Here is a 23255-nt window from a genome sequence, read left to right on the forward strand (position 1 = left end):
TAGTGTAGGAGCGAAAAGATACTTAACGTGCCATTTCCTGACCTTGCGCAAGGTCTTTGTCTTTGGATTTATCGTTACTTAACAATTGCTTCTCAAGGACAGGCACTTTTAAGAATTGCTCACGGTTTTGAGGGCTTCCGTCTGGTTTAAAGAAATTGACTTTTTTAAAACGGACAGCGAGTTCAAGTTTTAATTCCTGATCTACACCTCCTTTTGTTACTGTGACTGTCGGCCTTTCGCCTTTTCTTAATTCCTCTTCCAGTTCTTCCTTTTTCTGCGGTGTGTCCAGACCTTTAATATTGTAGTCGTTCAGTACTTTAGACAGGTCGAAACCGTATTCAGGATCTCGACGCAGAAACAGTTTAAAATTCAAACCAGTTTTACCACGATCCATATCTAAATTTACCCAGGCTTTATAAATAGTTCCAGTTTTATAATCCACCATATCATTCCGATATACGGAACGTCCCTGAACCAGGTTACTTGCCTGCGGAACAGTAAAACCTTTGCCCTCTTCGGTGAAAAAAGTCTGTTCAATAGGTTTACCATAAAATGCGTTCCGAAAATCTCTGGAGACGAAATTGACTTCTCCTTTTTCCATACTTGCAAGGGTCGTCTTGTGTGCAACGTCTTTACCGACAGCGAGTTCAGCATTTCCTTCTCTTTTCTTAAACTGCTCAATTGCATCAATCGGATGATCTAGTTTTTTAATATCGTTTTTACCTTCACCTTTACTGGTTATAATAAAGTAGGACTGTCCCTCCTCCAACGGCTTAATTTTATAATGTTCAGCAGTAAACTTCGACATGTAATAGTTTTCGGAATTTTCAGAACGTTTGAACGGGAAAGTGATGTCTACATGACCGTTTGTAGCTGATTTGGTTTCTCGGATATTAAAATTTAAGAGACCAGCTCTCATGTTCTCTTCCATTTTCTTAATAGATTGCTCGCTTGCGCCCAATGCATTCAGGTCAGCTTTCCTGTCTTCCAGATTGTTTAAATTAATTGTACCCATAGTCTTTTAATTTTTTAGAATTAGTTCAACGATTAATTTGGATTTGGTTTTCCTGCGTTATGTCTTTCTGCTTAATGAACGTGAGTTCTTTAGCGATTTCCCTTTTTACAGGATGAATGATCTTTTTTAGAGTAACCAGGCTGATCGGCTTTTTATTCGCATCAAAAAAATCTACGGTTTTAGCAGAAGGATTTGCAGCAACGATGTACCTCCCATTTCCGTTTATTTGAAATTCAACTTTATTTCCGGCTTCCAGCCCACGCTGTACAGCTTCTCTGGCGATACTATAAAAGTCCAGTTGGATGGCGTTTTCAAGCAGTGTTTTTTTAAGATCAAATGTCTGTGAAGGTGAAAAACTAAGCAATTCATGAGTTGCGTTCGGGTCTTTTCCTACACGAGTTAATTCAAGCCACCTATGATTAATTGTACCATCAGCGTTTTCCTGACCTTTGTAAACTGGTCTGCCTTCTAAAATATTTACCGCCTCATTCAGGTTAACATCCTTGTGTGCCGAAAAGAATGCGGATTTCCTTTCACCCTTCTCATCAATCATGGCAGCGGTGTAACCATTAAATCTATAGGAACCCTCGCTAACCTTTTCGAGGTGTACTTTAACCTCCAATTTGTTTTCACCAGCAAGATTGCTTAACGATTTCAAGTCTATCTTTTTACGTTCAAAGTCTAGTTCCCGACCTAAGTTACCCGCAAAATGATGAAGCCCTGCCGATTTAAGCTGCCCCTGAAGCTTTTCAAGACAATCTCTTTTCTGTGTTTTAAATAAGAAAAGCTGTGCAGGCTTTTCTAAAAACAGGTTCTCCAATAGATGCAGGAATCTTATTACCGGATTTGGATAAAGCTGTTTTTGAAGTTTAGCGGTTACATTTTTAATCGCAAAAACATAGAGTTTTTCTTTCTCCCTGGGTTCAATTGAAAGCCGGTTCAAGCCCTTTGTTAAGTAATTATACTTGAACTGCAAAGTAGCTTTATCTTCCTTTGAACCAGTAAGTTCCTGGATTTGTGATGCTTTATGTTCCCAGTTTTCCCAAAGCTGTTTTGCTCTATTGACCTGTCCATCCATGTTAACGTTATTTATTTTTAATGTTGATTTTGTGTTTTTTAATTCAGTCTCTAACGTTGGCCGTAGTTGACTTCTTTCTAGCTTTTTGAGGTCATAGACTAGACTGCTAATTGGCACGGCCTCATGCCAGTTCCATATCTGCTGATACTCTTTTGCAAACCTTATAGCTTCAATTTCGTCGGTAAAGCAATGGAGGTCATACTGTGTATTAATTGGATTGTCGGTGTCGTATACCACCCATTCATGCCCATGTGCGGCCTGCTTTTCCAGATGATTCCGCATATCTACGGCCATTGATGGATCACTTAAGTGTGCCATAAAATCCGTTATCGGGTCTTCTGCTGGTTATTTCGTAACAGAATGACCTGACCTGCTGCCAGTTTAACTTTTACACGCCGTAATTTCTTACTCATGAGGTTCTTTGCCGCATCAATTCCGACACCCGCTACTTGTGTCGCCAGGGACTGATCAAAGCCAAGTAAGCCAACATCTCTAACCGCCTGATCAGTTCCGCTATTAAGGGCATCTGTCAGCATCGCTTCAGGCGCATTAATGCCGATCATGCCATCCAAACTGTATACAGATAAGTTTACAGGGATAATAGAAGTTCCCAAACGGATTTGCTTAATATCGAGCAACAAGCGTTGATTGACAATTTTACAGGAACCGAAAAGCGCATGTCCTTTGGGAATTGACACACCGTTTATGCGAATGCTATCCTGCAAAATAAGTTTGACTGTAGCACCTTGAATGGCCTTTTTGTTATCCGCTATAATTGCGGGAATAGCTTTAAAAACACTATCAGGACTGACGATTTGCTGATCCTTATACTTTTGCTGTACCCGTTCGGGGTGCTGAATGTCAAGGATATTTTGCATTAATCCATTTAACTGTTTCATTTCAGGATCTTCAGTTTTATTAGTCTCCTGCATGGACTTCATCAAAGCTTCCAATCTGTCAACATCATCTTTAAGCGCCGAGGTCTGGGGATTTTGGGATAAGGGATTTTGGCGATAACCACCTGATTCAACAGGTTTGTTGATTTCTCTGTTTAAGGCCTCTAATTTTGCGTCAATCTCTTTTGTCTGTGTTTGCTCAACGTTAGAGTTAAAACCTAAATGTTTAGCTACGCTTTCGAGTCCATTTGGTTTTGAGTTCATAGAATCCCTGTCGGCCTGATCATAAAATGCCATTTTATCCTGTGGCTGATTCTTATTAAAAGTTGCGTCAGGCAGACTGGTATTGATTCCCTTTTTTGAGGTTTGCTGTTCGGCTCCGATAGTCCCTGTTCCACCGCCGAGCAGCTTAAAGCCTAATGCGAGGAAAGGCAGGATGATGAGCGGAAGCAGTAACAGTACTTTTCGCTTGTCTATGCGTTTTTTCGTTTCCATATTGTATTATTTTTAGTGAATATTTTATTGTTAAAAACCACTGGTAATGAGGTAGAGGCAATAGGAGCCGACCACGGCGCAGAACAGAACTAGGGCTAACATTAAGATCTTCCCCCTTAGAAACTGAGTTTTTGTATTTAAAAAGTCCGCTGTTTTCCGCTGTTTGTCATCTATCCAAAGATTAAGCTTAGTGGTTAGTGTGCCTTCAGTGTGAGGCTGCTTATTTTTCCTGAAGAACTTCATACTTTAGGGTTTAGATGGTAAATCTCTGTTTTCCAGTATTTCCCAGCCCCGGATCAGGAAGCCATGTGGATTATCGTCCGTTTTTGCTTTAAGCTCATCAACAACTCCCTGTGTGATTAACCTGCGGTAAACTGTGGAACTTGATCTAACTAATTTTTCCGTCGCAAAGCAAGTGAATACGTATGGGTATTGGTTGATGTTGAGCCGGATGCTGTCCACCTGAATATCCTTTGAAATATTCGCAGAGATCAGATTATTGATATAACCAGATTCCTTTAAATTGTCAAATTGTTTTTTCGCAGATTCATCAGCTAAATACAATGCCTTGGTAATGGTTTGCCGGATCGCTTTATCATCAGGACTCATGTTAAAGAAATATTGGTGAAAAGTTTTGATATGATCTCTTAATTCAACAGGAAGGTTACTTTTCTTATCCGAAGCTATCGCTTCAAGCACTTTTCCATTGTAAAGCAGATATATACGTTCACTGGCTTTTTCAGTGATTCTGCTGTTGCTATAGATCACAAAGCAAATGGTGATCAGATTGGCTAAAATCAGGAAAATACTGAAAGTTTTAATGTGCTTGAAAGCCGTGTCTATATTTTTGAGTTGTGAAAACATAATCTTAGGATTAAATTTATTTGCCGGATAGTTTGTCATTGAAATAGTTCTGTCCACCAGCTTCAGCCATACCATGGGAGACATTTCTACGGTCATCGCCAAATCGATCTGCAATCATTCCTGCGCTTTTTTCCATTCCCTGCTGATTTTTTGCGTCGCTTTTTTGTGCGGCATTTATGGCTGATGCAGACATGGTATTAATTTTTGTCAGCATAGAGTTACCACCCCCGGCATGGATAATGAAATTGGCTACGGTGGGAACGCAGAAATAGCCTACAATTCCGATGATCATAAAAATGAGATAAGCGGTATCTGTTGAACTAAAAAAGGTATCTCCATTTTGCTGTACCTGGTCAATATCTAATTTGATCATGTTTTGCTGGATCTTGCTTAATATGGTTCCAAATAGATTTGCGATGGGCAACCACAAATAAATATTGATGTATCGGGCTACCCAGACGGAAAGTGTATGTTGCAATCCATCAAAAACGGACAATCCAAAAACTAAAGGGCCAAGTATGGCCAGGACAATTAAAAAGAATGTCCGCAGCGTATTGATGCAAAGTGCCGCCGAATAATAAACGACCTGTAATCCTTCTGACATGAATTGTTTGACGCTATGACGCATCTTATAATCCTGCTTATCCAACCAGAACCGCATGTTATTGCCAATCGCTTCTATCCAGTTTTCGTTGTTTCCGTTTTTGTCTTCTGGGTGCGTGAATCTATACCATTCTTTACGATCACCCATTCCGTCATCCCCAACCAGATATTTCCACTTGTCAGTTTTCTTCATCTCAATCTCCTTCTGCTTTAAAAGGGCTTTGATCGCTTTATCTCCATCCTTAACCATTTTCGCCGTACCGGAGACGGTGGGTTTTAGCACCCCGTTCATAGCGCCGATGACTGCCGGAAAAAGCAAAATGGCAAGACCGAGGGCAAAGGGGCGCAGCAAAGGATAGAAATCTACGGGTTCGGCACGGGCAATATTGCCCCAAACACGGGTTGCGATGAACCAGAGGGCACCAAATCCGGCTATGCCCCTAGCTACTGAAATCAGACTGGAACAAAGTGTAATCATTTCATCATACACTTTCTCAAGTACTTTTTGTAAACCGTTGATGTCTTCAATGACACCCTGAGCCATTGCGCAAACAGGAAATACCAGGATGATGGTTGCAGTAAACACCGCAACCGAAATTTTATTTGCTCTCATAATTTGAGGATTAAGGAAATAAGCCTAATGTTTGTCCGATATCTGCTTTTTCCTTATCACGTTGTAAGGATAAAATAAGTGCCTGCCCATTGAAATCTCTCAGAAACATCAGCTTGTCTTCGGTATCTTCAAATATTTTGTCGATGGCCTGTAAGCGCTCCTGGTCGTTCATTCGAAGTTTTGATGAAGTAATGATCATGACGAGCTGATCAAGGTTATCAATGCTCTGATCAAAAAGCTGTTTATACACCCTGCCCAGGTAATCTATCTCTAAAAGACTGAAGTTATCTGTCGCTTTAAAGCGATTAAAGGCTGACTTATATTCCGAAACGATCCTTTTTTGATAGACAATAATGTCGGCAACTTTCCTATACTTTTTAACTTCCGGACTGACTACCATTAGCCCATCAAGAAAAACATCATGCAAAGAAAAATTGCCCTGGGAAATGTTTTTGATTGCATTATAACCACCAGAAACAATGGCATACCCTTTTTTCATATCCTGCAGGATGTTCTTTAACTGGCTCAGTTTTTCTACGTTGAGCAATAATTGCTGGACTTCAGAAGATTGAGCGTACGTTGTGCTTCCTGTCAATGCGATAATCAACATCAACAGAGCTGATATTTTAATTTTAATTGATTTCATAATACTTTCTTAAATGATTAATAAATTGTTCTTCTCTCTCTGCCTGATTGATCATGATCCTGACCTGCCCGATAAAATCCATGGTAAATGCGTATTTGTCTACTATAGATTCATAGATAATGTCCAGCCTCCGCAACCGTTCTTCATCGGTCATTTCCACTTTTCCGGAGGTAATCACAAGGAACAGTTCTTCCAAGTCCTTTCCACATTCCTGAATTATTTTTTCATGAACACCGATTACATACAGTTGATTAGATACAGACAGATAAGGGCTATATTTCACCGTTCCAAATGCTCTACCGATCTTGATCTGATATTCAATGATCTCTGCGACTTTGACATGTTTGCGAATCACGGGGCTTACGGTTTTCAGGGAGCTAATGAAAGCTGAATGCAAACTAAACTCGCCATTTGTTATATCCTTTATGGTTTGTAACCCACTACTGGCAATGTTATAACCTTTTTTTGCGTAGCCGATATAAACCTGCAAAGCGGCAATCTGTTGGAGCAGGTACTTTTTTTGCGTTTTCTTCTGTTTAAAAAATTCCGCAAAAGTCTGCGCCTGACTGATCTGAACTGTCAAAGTTGATAACAGGCAAGAGAGTACTAAAATTCTGGTTAAGTTATTCGATGCCATATATTTCCTTTAATTTTGCAGTTTCGTACAGTGAAACCGCTCTTTGAATACTTGTAGATATGTTCTGGTAGTTGAATTTTTTGAGGGTCGTATAGTTACCGTCCATCTGATCAGCAGCCTTGTTGATGATTTCCAGTCTCTCCGCATCGCTCATTTGGGTCTTGAAGGATGCCAGGACTAGTAGGATCTGATCGAGGTTTTTAATACTTTCTTCGAGGATACCACCGTAAACCTTTTCCATGTAATCGAGTTCGTCCGCAGTAAAATGTTTGTCCTGCTTAAAAAGGTTCCATGCCCACTTATATTCATCGACAATGGCCACCTGTTTTGCCGTTAAGTCCTTAATCCGCTTGTAATAGGTGATGGCAGATTTTATTTTCCATAGCTCCTGATAGTATTCACTGTATAGATTCTTCTGCTTATCCGTCCAGTCTGCGATTTCTGTTAACTTTAATTTTGACAATTGATTTTCCAATACCTTCTGAGCATTTTGTAACCAGATCGTTTGATTTTGGAGACGCTGTATTTTCAGGTCTACCGCTTTAATTACCTTCTTAACTCCGGCCTTGATTACTTCCACAACCGCGATCTGAGCATTTGCCCCTTTCGGCAATGCGACAAATAACGACATGGTGCTGACTGGCAGGATGACCATGTACTTTTTCATATACTTTAATATTTTCATTGGGTTAATAATTAGTTTTATGGCTTGTGAAACTATAATGCATTGCAGGGGTATATCCGGATTTACAATCGCTTGCCTGCCCTGATCTCCCCTGCAAGTACAGCGATACCTTTTTGGGTACTCCCGTATTTTCTGGCATACTCCTGTACTTGTATTTTTTCCCTTTCTTCTGTACTGTAAGCGAGGTATTCTTCGAGTGACACCTCCGTCCGATAGACTTTTGAATGTCCGTTTCCTAATGAGATGAATACCTCTTTGTACTTCCTGCTAGGATCATTTGCTTTATTCAGGGAAAGCACCTGTGCTTTTTCTTTATCCGTTAACCCTAAAAGTTCCTGGATAATGTCGAATTTGTTCTCATACTTACTCTGATCCAGAAGGATCTTACAATCGCTATTATTAATAATGGCATTTTTTACAATGGGCGAGCTGATGATATCTTCTATCTCCTGTGTCACAACAATGGGTTCACCGTAAAATTTGCGCATCGTTTTAAATAAATAGCGGATATATTCTGCTGTTCCAGGTTTTGCGATTGCTTTCCAACATTCTTCTATGAGCATTATTTTACGAATGCCTTTGAGCTTTCGCATTTTTGAAATCACGAGCTGCATGATCACCATCACGGTGACAGGAAATAAGATAGGATGATCCTTCAAATTGTCCAGTTCAAAGATGATCATCCGCTCATGGAGCATGTCCAGATTTTCAGTTGCGTTCAGCAAATAGTCAAACTCACCACCCCGGAAGTAAGGATTAAGAACGAAAAGGAAATTTCCGATATCAAAGTCTTTTTCCTTTACTTTACCATTTTCCAGTACTTGCATGTATTCTTCCATCAGGAATTCGTAGAAGGTATTGAAGCAGGGAAATATGTCTGGATTTTTTTCTAAATGTGCCAGGTATAAAGTAAGCGCATTAGAAATGGCAATGTATTCTGATCTGGTGTATGGCTCATCATCTTTTTTCCAAAGCGCCAGTAAGAGCGTCTTGATACTTTCACGCATCTCAGTGTCCATTACGTCACCTTCAGATAAGTAAAAAGGATTAAATTTGATCGGTTCTTCCTGAGTGTAAGTAAAGTAGTACCCGTTAACAAGGTCACATAAGCCCCGATAGCTATGTCCAATGTCCATTACCACAATATGAGATCCTTGTTCGTAATAGCTTCTCAGCATGTGATTAAGTAGAAAACTTTTCCCAGAACCACTACCTCCCAAAACGAATTTTGACCTATTGTTGATCCATCCCAAGTCATATGGCTCATTGCTGATGTCTAAATTTAGAGGCTTTCCTGTCAGACGATCGCCGAAACGAATACCATAAGCACTTAAACTTGAAGTATAATTGGTTTCTAAGTTGAAAAGGCAGCTCGCTTGTTCCAGAAAGGTATCAAAGGTGTCATTCATCGGAAAATCACTTTGATTACCAGGCAATCCGGCAAACCATATTTGCGCCTGACCGTCTGTTTCCTGTTTCGCTGTAGTATCCATTTGCGACATCGCCGAACTGACGAGATTTTTCAAATCTTTGACCTTAGTTTGATCGTCTGACCATGCCATTACGTTAAAGTGCGCTTTTACAGGTAATCTGCCTGAAGCAACTGCTTCATTGATAAAATCGTTCACCGCATCCCTGTTGATTGCGTTTTCCCGTGAATAAGATGACAAAGAATGGAGCCGAAGCTTTTTTGCCTCTAACCGCTTGATTGTTTTTTGTGCGTCATCTATAAAAACGTACTGATTGAAAATGTGGTTACAGTTCACCAGTAGTCCTAATGGGCTTGCAAACCCGATGCTGAATTTGGTACGATCCGTACTGTACTTATCATAGTTTATTCGGCTGCCACACAAGGAAGGCAGGTCTTCGGTATCTGCAAGCGTGTATAATTCTACATGCTTATCCCCGACACGGATTTCATCTTTAATATGAATATCCCGAATTATTGACATTTCATCTTTGCCCAGGAGAAAACAGTACCGTTCAAGGATACCCGGTTTATTTGCCGTTCCTGCCAGATCATCATCCGTAAGTCTTTGTAAAGCACAAAAACCGCTATCGGTCATGATTCGCTCAAACTGTCCTGTTGCGTTGAGAAACTCTGTAAACAACTTCGGATCAATGGTCTGGGCAGGTACAATTGTTTTCCGGCATATATTGCTGTAAACAGAAGATGAAAGTTTTCTGCTCGCAGGTTTTTTGGTTAAATAAATGAAACACTCATGTTGCAGGAAAGGACGTTCATTAAAAAACTGCTCGCTTGACCTAGAAAGGAAACCTTGACTGTTTTTTTCAAAATCAGCTTTATACTTACTTTCCAGAAACCAATCCTGTTTGTGAAAGACACTATGCTGTGGAAGTAATTTAATTGCCCTCACCCAGGTTTGGTGATACGTTTCATAGTCCCTTTCCGAAAGCGTGAAAATTTCAGGAAGTATTGCTTTATAGGCTATTGTGATATCTCCAGCCATTGAAACTATACAATCATTTTCAACCTTATAGATTGGAAAAATATTTGATGCTTCTATCATGGTTAATGATGTTTAAGTTGAGTAAATAGCCGTCTGGAACGGAATTTCATATGGTCGGGCAAGTTGCGTTTGGCAAGGAATTTCATCAGGCCGTGTTCTCCATATTTGTGGCTTAAACGAAAAACCAGAATAAAAAGAACCGTACCTAAAGCGATAATCAGGGGCATTAAGAGGAATAGGCTCATACCGGCAACATATCCCGCAGCAAAGCCGAGTAAGAGTAAGACAAGCCCTATAGCTAGATAAGCGATATACTGGGCTTTGAGACCTTTAAACATAATGGGCTTACTCACTCCTTTGTTGATTTGATAGACACTTGCCATGATCAGACCCCGAAAAAAGATTTAAGGATTGTAGCTACTACTACGAGGAAAATACAGGAACCAAACCATGCTGAAGCCACCTTGCTAGTATCTGGCTCTCCTGCATTCCATTTGTTAAATACCTTGATGGCTCCGATGATCCCCATAACAGCACCTATGGCATACATGAGTGTACATCCAGTATCGAAATACCCAGCAACCTTATCGGCAGCAGCCTGAATTCCTGCCTCGCCGTCCGCTGATTGGGCAAATGCAGTGAGTATGGTCAGGACGTTATATAGGCAAAGTGTAAATACCATCAGCAGGCATTTAGCTAGATTTTGTTTTCGGTATGTTACGAATTGATTCTGCATAGATTTAATATTTTGATGGTGAAAAAATTGAAGCGTGATGTGATCAATACCAAAGGGTCTCCAATTCCTCCCTGGTGATGTGGAAAGAAGCATTTGAGATAATAAAATCGTTGATCTGATTGAGGTTGGGATGAGCGGCGATCTTAGGATAGCTCTCCCTTACAGATTGCATAAGATTCAGAAAATCATGTTTGTTACCGTCCTCTTTCACAAGAATGCCAAAAATGATTTTGATCTCTTCCAATACATCAGCTACGAGGCCAAGCTGTTGTGGTTTAGGATCTGCGAAACCAATTTCCTCGGCACTTAATATGGAAACTCCTTCGGGCATCTTCGATTTGCCCATTAAATAATCTTCTGCTTCCTGCTCAAACTGATCAACCTCTTGATCCCAGTGGTGTGGAAGTGGTTCCGACGCTTTGCTTTGAACGGGTTTCCCGTTTAAAAAGGACTTCAACTCTTTATTGTAAAAAAGAAGGATAATTGAACAGTACCAGACGGATGTGAGTACTGCGGCAGCTAAAAGAAACTGTGCCCAGGTGAATTGCTCTAACATAAAATTTGCTTTATACCCAGTGCTTTATTGCACCAGGTTCAAAAGCAAATTTTGTCCGACTGGGAATTTTTAATTGACAACCCTTTGGGGAGTTGCTATAAATAAAAACTAAGCCTCGCCTATAAATTTATTTTTATGAGTGCTTTTTATTGTCATCAGGATGGTAGGCATCGTCGTCATCAATCTTTCTATTAATGGACTTTATCATGTTATCTAAATACTGAGTACGACTCAACCTTTTGCGTTGTTTGATTTCAGCAAACCTGCGATAAGGTCTACCCATATTCACATTAAATACTTTTTCAAACTTTCTGACCAACTCCCCTATTCCAATTTTACCTTGATTGACCTGTCCGGTATAATAAACACCATAGGCCACTTCAAGTAAATTGATACTCTCGCCAGTCCAATTTGTTTCGATGTCATTTTCAGCAAAGGGATGAAAATCTAAACCCGTGATAGAACTTTCGAGGTAACGGGCAATTTGTTCGGTTGCCATAATACGGGCAAACATGTAATCTCCTGCGGTGGAAAATCTTTCATCCTGGTCAACACGTATTTTACACAACCATCTTGGCGGATCTTCAACACCCCTAAGAAAAAGTTTATTATCTAAATAGTCTGCCTCTGAACGATAATAGGCATAAATCTGCCTGTTACCCTCAAAAAACCTTTTAATGGTTTTCAGTTCATTCTCATAATAACCTTTTAAATGAGAAAGGCTTCCTTCTGGTTTGTCAATTTCAATACGTTCTACATTGCTATAGAAGATCAAAAGGCTACTGAATTTTGGTTTCGTCTCTTTAAAAAAACAAATCTCTTCTTCTTTAGAAGTGAATGAATAGTTAAGGACTCGTTCTTTGAGCTGGATTAAAAAGTTTGAAGTCGTTTCAACCCTGGCTTTTCTCTGGCCTGTAATGCTCTGATCAGAAGAATTATCAATCGCATCAAGTTCCAGACGCTCTTCTTTAAAGAGCATTTCTGCTAAATCTTTTATCATAATAATTTCTTTCAGTGTAAATTGAAAGCAAATTGTTTTAAATTATAGTGGTTGAAAAGTGACATAGCTTACACCAAAAAGTTGTAATATGGCAACAATTTCGCTGTCTGAAATAGTCTCAGCTATGGATTTACATGACACTTTTAGGATTGATTTTCTTGTGATCAGAAAAAAACACGTAAGACAAAGACAAAACACAATCGTACTCAAAGCAATAAATCAAGTTGGCATTCACTAAGATTTCAAGGTTCTGAACTAAGTTAGTTCGAAGTAACTAGCAAGTTAAGGTTATAATTTTACAACCTATTTCTCCATTTTTCAGCCAAATCCAATATAAATGGTATAAGTATCAATGATATAATTATTAAATGCAGAATATGAACAGCTTTACTTTTTAACGACAACATTTTAAAAATTTGTGCGTCTTGTTGAAGGCTTTTCATTAAGCTATCATAAGTAAATTGGCTTAATGGCACACCTCTTTTTTCAATCAAAAGCTTATTTTTTTCAAGAATGCTGATATTATTGTCTAATTCTGAAATGTATTCCATAATCGCTGAAATCAAAAGTTTTCTATTAAGAACGAATGGATTCTCAAAATATTTAGCCATTGCTTTTGCAAACTCATCTTTTTGAAGGATACTTATTGAGTGGTTATTATTTTGAACTTCCAAATAATAACCATAAGCTTGAGTATGAGTGGTATCTGGCTTTCTGGGATCTTCTGACATTTGGTTCCAGATTCGCTTCATTTCAAATTGAACATCTTTCGTTTGAAGTTGAAATGAAGTGACTATGTTGCTTCTTTTAGAGAAAAGAGAACTGTAATTTTTTTCAGATATTATGATTTTTTCACTTTTCAACGCATTAATGCCGACTAAACAAACGGAGCGATCGGTAAGCAATTTCTTTTTTATCTTTTCAAGGGTGCTACTTTCTATATTTAATTCGTAATTTTTTACATCATCATCAACTTTAAAAGAATTTTTATCAGAAAGATAGATCAGATATTGCCACGCCCCAATGAAACATGCGGTATTGAATAAAACTAAAAATACAAACAGAGTATAAACAAAAAGATTTCGCTTCAATTTAGCTCGTTTGTTTTTGTAAATTAAGATTAAGCCTCCCCCGATTAATAATGTCGATACCAATACAATCCAAGTATACTCGTACGTAAATTGAGGATATAAGTAATAATACGTGTTGTCGTAAAATTTTGATATTACATAAGCGGCTAAAAAAGCTATCAAGATAACTAGACAAGCTATTAACCTATCTTTAGCTCTAATTCTGGAAAGTGGAATATGATGTTGCATCTAATTGTTCGTATTTGGCAATAACAAATTTAAACAATGTTTAAGTATACTGCATCAAATGGTTTTTCGGTTCATTTCAAAATTAAGTTTAATGTCTTTTAATTAAAATAATAGTTCAGTTATAATCAGAAGTTAAGCTCTGATAACAATGAATAGGTTCCAGCTCCAACAGCCCATATTTTTAACTGACTTCCAAAGTGCGTATCGATATAACTAATCATCGTCATTAACCATCCCCGTATCTTTCGGATAATTCTAGATGGCACTTCTTTGTTTGGCGCAAATACGTTTCTCATATATTGTGTTGACGGACTTTTAGAACGATCGGTTCTAATGTGTCGTGCTACAAAACTATACAAGTTTGCTTTAAACTTGGTTTTTATAAAGCGGACTTCTAACATTATCCTTACCAAGAAAAATAACTCTTCAATAGTGGTGGCGACTTCAAAGTAATAATTTGAGGTACGACCGTTTAATCCGTTCACGGTGTAAGGCATCAAAACGTCTTTCATCCTTGCCACTGTCGCAAGTTCTCTTTGAAGATAACTGCATATGGATTCCTGTATCGGAGGAACATCAATATTATACCCGTCTTTACGTTCTGGCCTAATATTCTCGATTGTCCTTAAAAAAACAAGCAGTTCCATTTCCTGCTCTTCATATGGCATATCTGCATTAATGAGTTGGACAGAATACTCCAACATAAATTCGTAAAAAACCAGAGGATTAAAATTCCATCCAATTAAAATTTTAAGCAGCTTTAAGGTATCGGTATCAGACGTAGGGCTTTCGACATAAGCTAAAAGACCCCAGGTAAGGTTTTGCAAATAAAAAAATTGTCTCCAGCTTTTAATTTTTGAATTGCCTGGAATATGCAGACCACTAAGATGACTATCAAGAATATGGGTTAATTCCGGATCAACCTGTCTTAATTCTAGATTATGTTTAATACGGTTCTGGTACGCGATTGCTTTTTTATTGTTGTAAATAATCCAATATGGAATATCGCCGTTCAAGTAAAAGAGATCGGAATACTTAGTATTAAGCGTCTCTATTGTTTCGACAACTTCCGTAGCTATTTGATACAAAAAACCTTTAATCTTTAAATGGCAACTTTCTTTACAAGGCTCCAAATTGCTGTAGAGATTATATAATTTATCAGCAAATACAGTAAGATTGGTTTGGGCAACTTTAATAAAGATCGATAATTTATCATAGGTATCCTGTTCTTCTATTCGTTTGTCAAGGTCTACTAGAAATTCATCCCAAATAATCCTTACGGTAGCCTCTTCGTTAAAATACTCCTCTCCCCTGCAACAAATTTTGCCAAGCTTCACCACTGCTATAGTAAAAGCATTCAACTGAATAAAGTCGCCTATCAAAGTATATCCCGTTTTGGTTAAACATGCAATGCCAAAGCTAATTCACCTATGAATCAAATTTTAGTGAGCAGAGTGTCAGAGGATTGCGTTACAATTAAAGTAAATATCACCAAAATGTGAGAAAATATAAAATTTATTTTTGTCATGTATAATCACACCCACAAGCACGATAAAGGCCGTTTTTTTCCAAAAGTTACATACTTTCAGAGAAGTGGTGTCATGCGGAATACTAATATTTTAGTTGTTAATTGCTGGGAATAATTAACGACACCTAAAGAAAATTGGAAATCAGCCTCACTAATCACCTTATTGATGATCCACTTTTCTTCGGTACAAAAAGTATAAGCTATGATCAATCCAGCCTTTCAACTTTTGATAGAGGAACTTGAAAAGTACTACCCACTGATTTCAACAGGTTTCAAGTTAAAATTGCTTGAGAAATTATATGAAATAACTTATAAAAAAGGCAGTCGGGTATTGAACTACAAACAGATCCAGGATTCAGGCCTTTTCATTTATAAAGGTTCAGCAGTAGAGTTATTCGTAAATCCAACTACATTGGAAGAAACTGCGAGTAAGTTCTGGTTTGAAAAAGATTTCCCATATACAACCCCTGGCTTATTCGGAAGAGAACCATCGCCAAGTTATATAAAGCTTCTGGAAGACACCCATTTTGTCGGTATACCTTTCGATGAATTCTTAAAGATGAAATCAGATTTTTCAGAGATAGAACCACTTACAGAGAACATTAGGGGTCATTATGATAAACTGCGTCATGAGTATGAAGAGGATTTTAGGTTCTCTGCCAGGCGTAGGGTAAAACGTTTAGAACAGGCGCATCCCAACATCTACAATCTAGCAGAAATACAACACATTGCCCAATTTCACAAGATCAGTCTGGAAACGCTTAGAAGAATTAGAAAACATTAAAAAGCCACAAATGTGCGATTGAAACACCACATTTGCGGCTTTTTTTTGCCTCAAATATGTGATTTCCCCGGGCATAAGTTTCTCAACTTTAATCTTACGGTGAAGCTTATTATTCACTGTCATTCAATTTTAAAGAAAGGAGGGCTGTGACAAAGAGTAAAAAACATGATCAGCGGGCTATGTACCCGCCAGTGACGGCAGTCACAAAATCAATTGAGTGACAAATCAATTTTACATCTATGGAAAGTATAACCGAGCGTAATAGATCATTTAGATTTAATGACAGTATTAAAGAATGGCTGGTATTTAGTATCTGCCTTATTTGTACTTTTTTATTTCTGTTTTCAGCTTATGAAAAAATAATTGATCATAGCAGGTTCGCAAAGGGTTTGTCTAAGGTATCAATCATTAGTTCTTACGCAATAATTATTGCCTGGGCTGTACCTATTTTAGAGATACTGGTATCCATATTATTAATCATCCCAAAGACACATCGATGGGGTCTTTATGGATTTGCAGGTTTAATGATCCTATTTACGATTTACATCTTGAGTATGCTACTCTGGAAAGAGACATTGCCTTGTCATTGTAATTTGATTATTGAAAAATTAAGCTGGGGGCAACATTTATGGTTCAATCTGGCATTTATTGCCATAGCCATAATTGCGGTTAAACTTAGCGAACCAAATCTTAAATCTTAAACGTAACAACATGAACAATCTTAAAAAACTGGCTTTAGGCTTATCAGTAGGCGCAATGGCTATTGGATTCAGTGCTTTCAAAAGTACCGTAAATGCAAACGCTAAATTTGCTCAACAAAAATTCTATAACACAACTGGCACTCAAAGCACAGATCCAAAAGACTATGAGTACAGACCGGATGGTGCTTGTGAAAGCCTACCTGCTGCTGCTTGTAGTGCTGTATGGAACTATTCTGGAACATTATCAGAGGGAGACCACCCAAATGGATCAAGAGTTTCCTCCAACGACGAGATTGGTACCTGGAATGGTAATTAAATATAGAAGGGCTGCTTTTTGCAGCCCTTCTATTAGTTTAAATGTTTCGCTTCCAACAGAAGAGCGGACAACCTTTCTGCTGAACTTCGTAAATCACTTTCTGTATTATTGAATAGCTTTCCCTTCTTATCTATAATTATTGGTCTTGGATAGGATGTAATTGCAAAGTGATAAATGACGGGGTGGTTTACTCCCAAACCCTTCGTATATAAATTAATAGCTGACAATGATGTGTACTCTCCATCCTTAACACTTTTTATCCATTTCTCTTTATTTTTATCAACTGATATTGTGATAAACACTACGTTAGTATCCTTCTCAAACGATTTCTCGACCTTGGAAAGAATTAATTCATAATAAGTACCACATCCGGCACACCCAGTGAACCAGAAATCAATAAAAACAACCTTACCTAAAAACTGGCTCAGTTTGATAAAACGGCCATTGGTATCGGGCAATGAGAAATCAAAAACATCACTTCCTTTAGTTTGAGTATTAGCTGTAGTTGCTATTAGCTTCATGTAGTCTTTATCTGAAATACTTTTTAAAGCGGTATCAATGACCATTTTTTGATCAGTAATTTCTGTAAAATCAGTAAGAATATATTCCGTCAATACCCGTTCCTTTAACTTTCGGTTTGCGATATTGTTGATCCTTGTCCACTTTCCTCTATCTTTTAATACCAAATTTTCAAACTGGAACTGACGCAATAAAAATGACGTATAAAACAAAGAAAGAGGAAGTACCCTATCCGGGAACTCTACCTTTGATCTAATTTCCTGTAAATACAAATCTATAACCTTCCTTTTATCTACTGAATTTAGCGCATGAATTTGTTTGCTCATAGAATTCAGTCGTTTGTAAATTCTTATCATTTTTTTTGAATACAAATTTACTTTGATCAGATCAAAGGCGAGATCACTCATATTTGATTTATTCCTTTCGAGAACAATGTCATTACCATAATCAAGAACTGTAGCAAAGGAAATTGAACGTTTTAACTCCCCAATTAAACCTTTATCAGTTATAGGATTACGTTGTTTTAACCATTCGACTTGATTCTTCCTCTCATTTTGATCTATCAGGTATTGACAGGTATATTTTTCCGAACCTTTTCCGTTAAACAGAAGACTCTGAATACCCAAATTACCATCAAGGTTATTCGCACTAACAACCACATTAATGTCATCGCCCCGCTCTGCTAGATAGGAAGTAAACAATTGCATTATAGTCCCCTTACTTGGCCTATAGGCAAGAGACACATAAACAGGATTCCTAGTTTTTATTTCAAATTGAAACGTTCCAACGTCTGAAATCGCAACTTTTTGTTTTCTTTCCCGCAGGGTTAAAGATTCTCCAAATGCGAATTTGCAATCTTTGTAGACCAGCACTATAGAGTCTTTGTGGTTACCTTTTAATACCCCACTTATTTTAACATTTGCAGGAACATATTTTTGCGCTAATACAAGGCTGTTAAAAGCAAAGCAATTAAACAACAGGACTATCGTAAGTGCAAAAACTCTGTTTTGACCTATATTTTTCATGATTTATTTTTTAGATTAATCCCTTTTATTCTGTTCAATTCCACTTAACCTGATTTCATCCGGCGGTATGGAAAGCGTATATTTAAGATCATTAGGTGTGAGGATGTACATCTGCCCGTTCAGTGTTCTTTTTAAGATAATTGCATAGGTAGGATCTATATTTAACCTTCTCAGGTCTGTCCACCTCAATTCCCGAAACAGCAATTCCTTTCTTCTTTCCTCCAAAATTATTTTGACAGCTGCTGTAGTGTTTGAAGCCGTTAAATCAACATAAGTGCTACTCCCGTCTGGATTTTTCCTCCATCTTGTTTTGAGTAGTAAATTTAAGTCGGCCATAGCCTCATCAATTTTGTGTTTCCTAGCCAAACACTCTGAGCGGATCAGCAGCATTTCGTCAACCGCAAGGCCATTAAAGAAAACATTGGAACCACTGTAATTACCCTTAAACTTCGCATCCGATCCAGAGAGGGTAAAGTATAGCGATTTGCGCAGATCATTCATTTCGTACGCCTTATACAATTCAGTGTCAACACTAAAGTTCGTTCTGCTTATAATTCTGTAAGTTGCTGCTTCGCTGTGAAATATCACCTCGGTATTGAACCTTATAAAGGGAAGTGCTGCCGTTGGTTTAAGTGTATTGTAATCTATTAGAAGCTCCGAAATGCCAAGAGAAGCATTTGAATTCTTTAAAGCGCTGTCAAAGTCGCCCATAGACAGGTAAATTCTAGCCAATAGCGCATAAACGGCATTTTTAGACGGTCTGGTCAAATAAACCGATTTTGAGGGGAGTAATTCGAGGGCATTATTTAAATCTGTAACAATCTGTTCGTATGTTGCTTTAACACTTGTTCTCCGAACTTGCTCATTGACGTTTGATGATAAACGCATTGGAAGTCCCAAATCATTGTTAGCACCAATTTCTTGATAGGGTTTGCAAAACAATTGGGAAAGATTAAAGTAGCTGAATGCCCGATAGAACAAAGCACTTCCTTTCACATTACCCCAATCCTTTAAATTATGTTCTGTGGTGGTAATTTTACTTATCCCCTCAATTACCAGATTGGCATATAATATTTTCTTATAGCTTTGATCCCAATCTGGATTATAAGTCTCACCACCATATAGGTCTTTTGACCATATATAATTATTTCGTTCCAAAAAACTACCACTACCTTCCCAGTTTGCCAAAGTGACAAAGTAGTTATCAGAACAAACCTCATTTAAACCCGGATAATTAGTATTAAACACATCCGTATTGTCCAATATCGCCTGAAAATCCTGAATGGTTGTAGGTACGGTCAATGATTTATCCGGCTTTGCTTCCAACCATTCCTTTTTACAAGCTTGATTTAAAATTAAGACTAGAACTATATACATGATATGTATTAGTCTTTTGTGAAATGAATTTTGATTTTTCATGATTACATAGGTTATAAGTTGATTTTTAGCCCTAGTGCAAATGTTTTCGGGCTTGGAAAAATTGTGGTTGTGTTTGATCCGGGAACAAAATCAGGATCAAGTTTGCTATTGGCGGCCTTCCAAAGAATACCGATATTATTCATGTAGGCGTATAGCTGAATATTTTTTACAGGAATAAAAGGGAAATTGGATTTTCTTAAAGTGTAGCTTAAACCAATATCCTGTAATCTTATATGATCGCCCTTCTCTATCCGAATAGATGAATTAGCATAAAACTTATCTCTGGCAGAATTTGCAGGGTATACAGCTGAGGGAACATTAGTGGTCAATTCATCCCCTGGCTTCATCCAACGATGGCTATAATCGGCATTCCCTTGAATACTGTTCTGGTAAAGGTCAGTGTAACTAACGGATGGCTGCCGGAAGTAATAATTAAATTTGAAACTGATATTTATCGTTAACGCCAGATCAGCATAACTAAAAGTATTCGACAGCCCTCCAAAAAAGGTTGGTCGTGCCGAACCATTATATTTTAGTGCCGATAATTCTGTGGCGTTCAGGGCTGCATAGTCTTTACTACTCACACCATTTACGAACCCCAACGGATCACCATTATCAGGATCAAGTCCAGCCCAAGGCAAACTAAACACACTATATACAGGTTTTCCAACTATCGGAACTATTGATCTGCCGTTTAAACCATCCGAACCAACTAACTGGCTATTGGATGCTTTAACATCATACTTAGTAACCTTATCGGTGGCATGGCTGATTAACATTGAGGTATTCCATCCAAATTTCCCAATGATGTTTCTGGAATTTAAACTTAGATCGAAACCGCTGCCTTTCATTTCGGCAAAATTCCCGTTAAAATTCACTACCCCCGTATTGGGAGCTAATTGAGTACTGCCGATCAGGTCAATTCCTCTTTTTAGAAAATATTCAAAACTGCCCGTTAGCCTGTTATCACTAAATGCGAAGTCCAAACCAAATTTAGTCTGCCTTATCCTTTCCCACCTTAAATCTGGGTTTCCGACATTTCCTATCTCAGCATAACCGATTCTGGTATATTTTGCGGAAGACAATCTATAAAAAGTTGTTATCCCCGTTGTTGACCTATCAAGATTACCATTGTACCCGTACGTCATAGTAAGGCTTAGTTGTGGTAACCATTTGAGTCGATAAAATTTTTCAGCGGAAACATTCCATTTCCCTCCTATTGACCATAAAGGGACAGATTTTTGATTGGTAGAAACCCCGAAATAGTTGGAACCATCTATTCTGGTACTTCCTGTGAAAATATATCTCTGCTTATAGGCGTAAGAGCCAATAGCATAGGCAGACCTTAAACGCTCTAAAGTCCCTCCTATTACGGTTCCATCGGGTATATTTGCGCCACCTGCGGGATTTGTATCATAATATTCATTGTAGTTAACAAGGCCGTAAGTAGCTAAGTTATCATCATACCCATACATTGCCCCTCCCCTTAGATCAGTCGCTGACTGGCTAAGTTCATATCCTGTAAGGATTGAGATATCATGATTACCTAATGTTTTAACAAAGTTTAATTGCGCCCTAAAATTTTGAGATATAATATTACCGTTCTGATAGTTCAATATTCCTCCAATCGGCACATGATAATCTATTACACGATCATTTGACAATACTGAAAACTGATTGATCAGATTTCTTGCATAATAACTGTCTTTATTCTGAAATGCCTTCCTTTCGGTGGATGATCTTTGGTACTGGTATTTTAGATCAAAGTTAATCCCTTTTAGAAGATCATATTTTAAGCCTGTGACTATTCTTGAGTCAGTTGACTTGCTCCTGTTTTCAGTAAGTCCAATTTCATTTAACGGAACGTAAGTCCAATCTAAGAACCCCTTAGAAGGTGCGGAAGCAATATAACTATCCCTGTAACTTTTAGTAATGGCCAAGGGGTTATCATTAAGGTCTGCATATTGTATGTATGGGTAATAAGTTGATCGCTGACCTAAAATTGAATTTAACGTATTATCGGAATTTGCCTCTGTTTGGGTATAGTAAAACCCGGCCGATAATTCCAGATTTTCCAGTGGCTTGAATGTATTTAACGTGTTTATGGTGATCCGTTGATTATCATTATTTATCAAACTCTGTAAACTTCTGTCCAGACCGGATGAGACATAATAAGTTACTTTTTCAGTTCCTCCGCTCAAATTGATGGCATATTGCTGTGTAACTGCTTTTCTGTAGAAATATCTGGCGTTCTGATTTCTAACATCAATATTTTTTAGGCCATTAATTCCCGCTAACGAGTCTGCTGAAGATAGCTTACCATTGTTTGCCATTATCTCAACTGCCGGGGAGATAGCAGGGTAATTAATCATATCAGAAAGTGCGGTGGCATACTTCCCTTTATCATAAAGGAACTTTTCTACCTCGATGTAATCCGGGGACGATAAAAAATTAGGATTATAAAATAAATCAGGCTTATTAGCTATGGTTAAATTTGAGTTCAATGAAACTTTCAACTGTTGATTGACATTACCTTTTTTAGTTGTAATGACAATTACACCGTTCCCGGCCTTCACTCCCCAAACAGAGGATGCCGCAGCATCTTTCAATACCGTCACCGAGATTACATCATTGGGATTGATGTTATTAATGTCGCCGCTATAAGGAAAATTGTCCACTATGATCAATGGCTGATCATTGGCTCTTATCGTACTTCTACCCCTTATGTTAATATCGAATTGTCCGTTAATGGTATTACCTGTATTTGAATTAAAAACCAAACCGGAAGTAATGCCGTTCAACTTACTTAACACGTCTGTAGAAACCCTGCTTTCAAAAGCTGCTTTGACGGGCTGCGCAAAAGAGCCCGTTGCCCTTTCTTTGGGAATACTCTGATAACCAGTACTGACGATTGCCACCTCTTTCAGTTCATTATTATCTGATTCAAGAAGAATTTCGCCAAGATTGAGGCGCTGAATGTTTTTAAGCTCCTTCGTAATGCGGCCAATGCTTGTTATTATGACTGTTGCCCCAAGCTCCACATTATTGATTACAAACGTCCCCTGTTGGCTAGTGGTCGCATAGAGGTTTTTTCCCTTTATGCTAACATTGGCACCTGCGATGGGCAATTTATTTTCATCCATAATTTTCCCTTCCAAAGTAAGGGGAGCTTGCGCTTTAGCTTTAAAACTTAGGCAAAGCATGGCCATGACGATGTATATCGTTAATTTTTTCATGTTAATGAGTTTAGTTGATCAAGAAATGTTTAGGGGGACGATTCTATCATTTCAGAACTAAACTGGCGGCTTAACAATATTCTCAAATAAGATTTCCAGAAACCTGTATTTCT

General features: G+C 38.1%; 21 protein-coding genes. 3 read left to right on the top strand and 18 right to left on the bottom strand.

Annotated features, from left to right (window positions below; translation table 11 throughout):
- Positions 1-22: 22 nt before the first annotated feature.
- The 15 genes from DBR43_RS03655 to DBR43_RS03725 all read right to left on the bottom strand — a co-directional run bounded on the left by DBR43_RS03655 (position 23) and on the right by DBR43_RS03725 (position 14996).
- Entirely contained in the window at positions 23-1015 is a 993-nt protein-coding gene (locus tag DBR43_RS03655) for a hypothetical protein (protein WP_124577999.1), read from the bottom strand.
- A 25-nt stretch (positions 1016-1040) separates the two neighbouring features.
- Positions 1041-2411: a hypothetical protein gene (locus tag DBR43_RS03660; RefSeq protein WP_124578001.1), complete on the bottom strand. Its 1371-nt coding sequence runs from the start codon at positions 2409-2411 to the stop codon at positions 1041-1043.
- An 8-nt stretch (positions 2412-2419) separates the two neighbouring features.
- A complete protein-coding gene (traM, locus tag DBR43_RS03665) occupies positions 2420-3484 on the bottom strand; it encodes a conjugative transposon protein TraM (RefSeq protein WP_124578003.1) in 1065 nt (354 codons plus the stop codon).
- Between the two features lie 246 nt (positions 3485-3730).
- Positions 3731-4348: a conjugative transposon protein TraK gene (traK, locus tag DBR43_RS03670; protein ID WP_124578005.1), complete on the bottom strand. Its 618-nt coding sequence runs from the start codon at positions 4346-4348 to the stop codon at positions 3731-3733.
- 16 nt (positions 4349-4364) lie between these two features.
- On the bottom strand, positions 4365-5564 hold the full coding sequence (traJ, locus tag DBR43_RS03675; protein ID WP_124578006.1) for a conjugative transposon protein TraJ: 1200 nt from the start codon (positions 5562-5564) through the stop codon (positions 4365-4367).
- 10 nt (positions 5565-5574) lie between these two features.
- Positions 5575-6210: a TerB family tellurite resistance protein gene (locus DBR43_RS03680; RefSeq protein ID WP_124578007.1), complete on the bottom strand. Its 636-nt coding sequence runs from the start codon at positions 6208-6210 to the stop codon at positions 5575-5577.
- Complete coding sequence (locus tag DBR43_RS03685) at positions 6197-6847, bottom strand: hypothetical protein (protein WP_124578009.1); 651 nt, start codon at positions 6845-6847, stop codon at positions 6197-6199. Before DBR43_RS03685 ends, DBR43_RS03680 begins: the two co-directional genes overlap by 14 nt.
- Positions 6834-7532 (bottom strand): conjugal transfer protein TraI, encoded by a 699-nt coding sequence (locus DBR43_RS03690; protein ID WP_124578011.1) that lies wholly within the window; start codon positions 7530-7532, stop codon positions 6834-6836. Before DBR43_RS03690 ends, DBR43_RS03685 begins: the two co-directional genes overlap by 14 nt.
- A 62-nt stretch (positions 7533-7594) precedes the next feature.
- Entirely contained in the window at positions 7595-10063 is a 2469-nt protein-coding gene (locus tag DBR43_RS03695) for a TraG family conjugative transposon ATPase (protein WP_124578013.1), read from the bottom strand.
- A gap of 2 nt (positions 10064-10065) precedes the next feature.
- A complete protein-coding gene (locus DBR43_RS03700; RefSeq protein ID WP_124578014.1) occupies positions 10066-10386 on the bottom strand; it encodes a DUF4133 domain-containing protein in 321 nt (106 codons plus the stop codon).
- 2 nt (positions 10387-10388) lie between these two features.
- Positions 10389-10739 (bottom strand): DUF4134 domain-containing protein, encoded by a 351-nt coding sequence (locus tag DBR43_RS03705; RefSeq protein WP_124578016.1) that lies wholly within the window; start codon positions 10737-10739, stop codon positions 10389-10391.
- 43 nt (positions 10740-10782) lie between these two features.
- A complete protein-coding gene (locus tag DBR43_RS03710) occupies positions 10783-11295 on the bottom strand; it encodes a hypothetical protein (RefSeq protein WP_124578018.1) in 513 nt (170 codons plus the stop codon).
- A 133-nt stretch (positions 11296-11428) separates the two neighbouring features.
- The gene (locus DBR43_RS03715) at positions 11429-12295 is read right to left on the bottom strand and encodes an RteC domain-containing protein (RefSeq protein WP_124578020.1); all 867 of its coding nucleotides are present in this window, start codon (positions 12293-12295) and stop codon (positions 11429-11431) included.
- A 296-nt stretch (positions 12296-12591) separates the two neighbouring features.
- Positions 12592-13614, bottom strand: coding sequence for a hypothetical protein (locus tag DBR43_RS03720; protein ID WP_124578022.1), 1023 nt, complete (start codon positions 13612-13614; stop codon positions 12592-12594).
- Between the two features lie 125 nt (positions 13615-13739).
- Positions 13740-14996, bottom strand: coding sequence for a hypothetical protein (locus tag DBR43_RS03725; RefSeq protein ID WP_124578024.1), 1257 nt, complete (start codon positions 14994-14996; stop codon positions 13740-13742).
- A 348-nt stretch (positions 14997-15344) separates the two neighbouring features.
- On the opposite strand from DBR43_RS03725, the gene DBR43_RS03730 reads away from it, so the two are divergent.
- The 3 genes from DBR43_RS03730 (at position 15345) to DBR43_RS03740 (ending at position 16943) form a co-directional block, all read left to right on the top strand.
- Entirely contained in the window at positions 15345-15926 is a 582-nt protein-coding gene (locus tag DBR43_RS03730) for a hypothetical protein (protein ID WP_124578026.1), read from the top strand.
- A 239-nt stretch (positions 15927-16165) separates the two neighbouring features.
- A complete protein-coding gene (locus DBR43_RS03735) occupies positions 16166-16627 on the top strand; it encodes a MauE/DoxX family redox-associated membrane protein (protein ID WP_124578028.1) in 462 nt (153 codons plus the stop codon).
- Between the two features lie 10 nt (positions 16628-16637).
- Positions 16638-16943: a hypothetical protein gene (locus DBR43_RS03740; protein WP_124578030.1), complete on the top strand. Its 306-nt coding sequence runs from the start codon at positions 16638-16640 to the stop codon at positions 16941-16943.
- 32 nt (positions 16944-16975) lie between these two features.
- On the opposite strand, the gene DBR43_RS03745 is transcribed toward DBR43_RS03740, so the two are convergent.
- The 3 genes from DBR43_RS03745 to DBR43_RS03755 are packed head-to-tail and all read right to left on the bottom strand — an operon-like array spanning position 16976 to position 23142.
- Positions 16976-18487 carry a TlpA family protein disulfide reductase gene (locus tag DBR43_RS03745; protein ID WP_124578032.1) on the bottom strand — a complete coding sequence of 504 codons (1512 nt, stop codon included), beginning with the start codon at positions 18485-18487 and terminating at the stop codon, positions 16976-16978.
- Between the two features lie 15 nt (positions 18488-18502).
- Positions 18503-19906, bottom strand: coding sequence for a RagB/SusD family nutrient uptake outer membrane protein (locus tag DBR43_RS03750; RefSeq protein ID WP_124578034.1), 1404 nt, complete (start codon positions 19904-19906; stop codon positions 18503-18505).
- 11 nt (positions 19907-19917) lie between these two features.
- On the bottom strand, positions 19918-23142 hold the full coding sequence (locus DBR43_RS03755) for a SusC/RagA family TonB-linked outer membrane protein (protein ID WP_124578036.1): 3225 nt from the start codon (positions 23140-23142) through the stop codon (positions 19918-19920).
- Positions 23143-23255: the final 113 nt, after the last annotated feature.

Origin of the sequence: Pedobacter sp. KBW06, assembly GCF_003852525.1 — a bacterium.
Taxonomy (GTDB): Bacteria; Bacteroidota; Bacteroidia; order Sphingobacteriales; family Sphingobacteriaceae; genus Pedobacter.

Coding starts and splice junctions, on each gene's coding strand:
- DBR43_RS03715 (WP_124578020.1), bottom strand. CDS start 12,295: ATGATAAAAGATTTAGCAGAAATGCTCTTTAAAGAAGAGCGTCTGGAA.
- DBR43_RS03720 (WP_124578022.1), bottom strand. CDS start 13,614: ATGCAACATCATATTCCACTTTCCAGAATTAGAGCTAAAGATAGGTTA.
- DBR43_RS03685 (WP_124578009.1), bottom strand. CDS start 6,847: ATGGCATCGAATAACTTAACCAGAATTTTAGTACTCTCTTGCCTGTTA.
- DBR43_RS03710 (WP_124578018.1), bottom strand. CDS start 11,295: ATGTTAGAGCAATTCACCTGGGCACAGTTTCTTTTAGCTGCCGCAGTA.
- traM (WP_124578003.1), bottom strand. CDS start 3,484: ATGGAAACGAAAAAACGCATAGACAAGCGAAAAGTACTGTTACTGCTT.
- DBR43_RS03745 (WP_124578032.1), bottom strand. CDS start 18,487: ATGAAAAATATAGGTCAAAACAGAGTTTTTGCACTTACGATAGTCCTG.
- DBR43_RS03680 (WP_124578007.1), bottom strand. CDS start 6,210: ATGAAATCAATTAAAATTAAAATATCAGCTCTGTTGATGTTGATTATC.
- traK (WP_124578005.1), bottom strand. CDS start 4,348: ATGTTTTCACAACTCAAAAATATAGACACGGCTTTCAAGCACATTAAA.
- DBR43_RS03695 (WP_124578013.1), bottom strand. CDS start 10,063: ATGATAGAAGCATCAAATATTTTTCCAATCTATAAGGTTGAAAATGAT.
- DBR43_RS03750 (WP_124578034.1), bottom strand. CDS start 19,906: ATGAAAAATCAAAATTCATTTCACAAAAGACTAATACATATCATGTAT.
- traJ (WP_124578006.1), bottom strand. CDS start 5,564: ATGAGAGCAAATAAAATTTCGGTTGCGGTGTTTACTGCAACCATCATC.
- DBR43_RS03755 (WP_124578036.1), bottom strand. CDS start 23,142: ATGAAAAAATTAACGATATACATCGTCATGGCCATGCTTTGCCTAAGT.
- DBR43_RS03660 (WP_124578001.1), bottom strand. CDS start 2,411: ATGGCACACTTAAGTGATCCATCAATGGCCGTAGATATGCGGAATCAT.
- DBR43_RS03740 (WP_124578030.1), top strand. CDS start 16,638: ATGAACAATCTTAAAAAACTGGCTTTAGGCTTATCAGTAGGCGCAATG.
- DBR43_RS03700 (WP_124578014.1), bottom strand. CDS start 10,386: ATGGCAAGTGTCTATCAAATCAACAAAGGAGTGAGTAAGCCCATTATG.
- DBR43_RS03655 (WP_124577999.1), bottom strand. CDS start 1,015: ATGGGTACAATTAATTTAAACAATCTGGAAGACAGGAAAGCTGACCTG.
- DBR43_RS03735 (WP_124578028.1), top strand. CDS start 16,166: ATGGAAAGTATAACCGAGCGTAATAGATCATTTAGATTTAATGACAGT.
- DBR43_RS03730 (WP_124578026.1), top strand. CDS start 15,345: ATGATCAATCCAGCCTTTCAACTTTTGATAGAGGAACTTGAAAAGTAC.
- DBR43_RS03690 (WP_124578011.1), bottom strand. CDS start 7,532: ATGAAAATATTAAAGTATATGAAAAAGTACATGGTCATCCTGCCAGTC.
- DBR43_RS03705 (WP_124578016.1), bottom strand. CDS start 10,739: ATGCAGAATCAATTCGTAACATACCGAAAACAAAATCTAGCTAAATGC.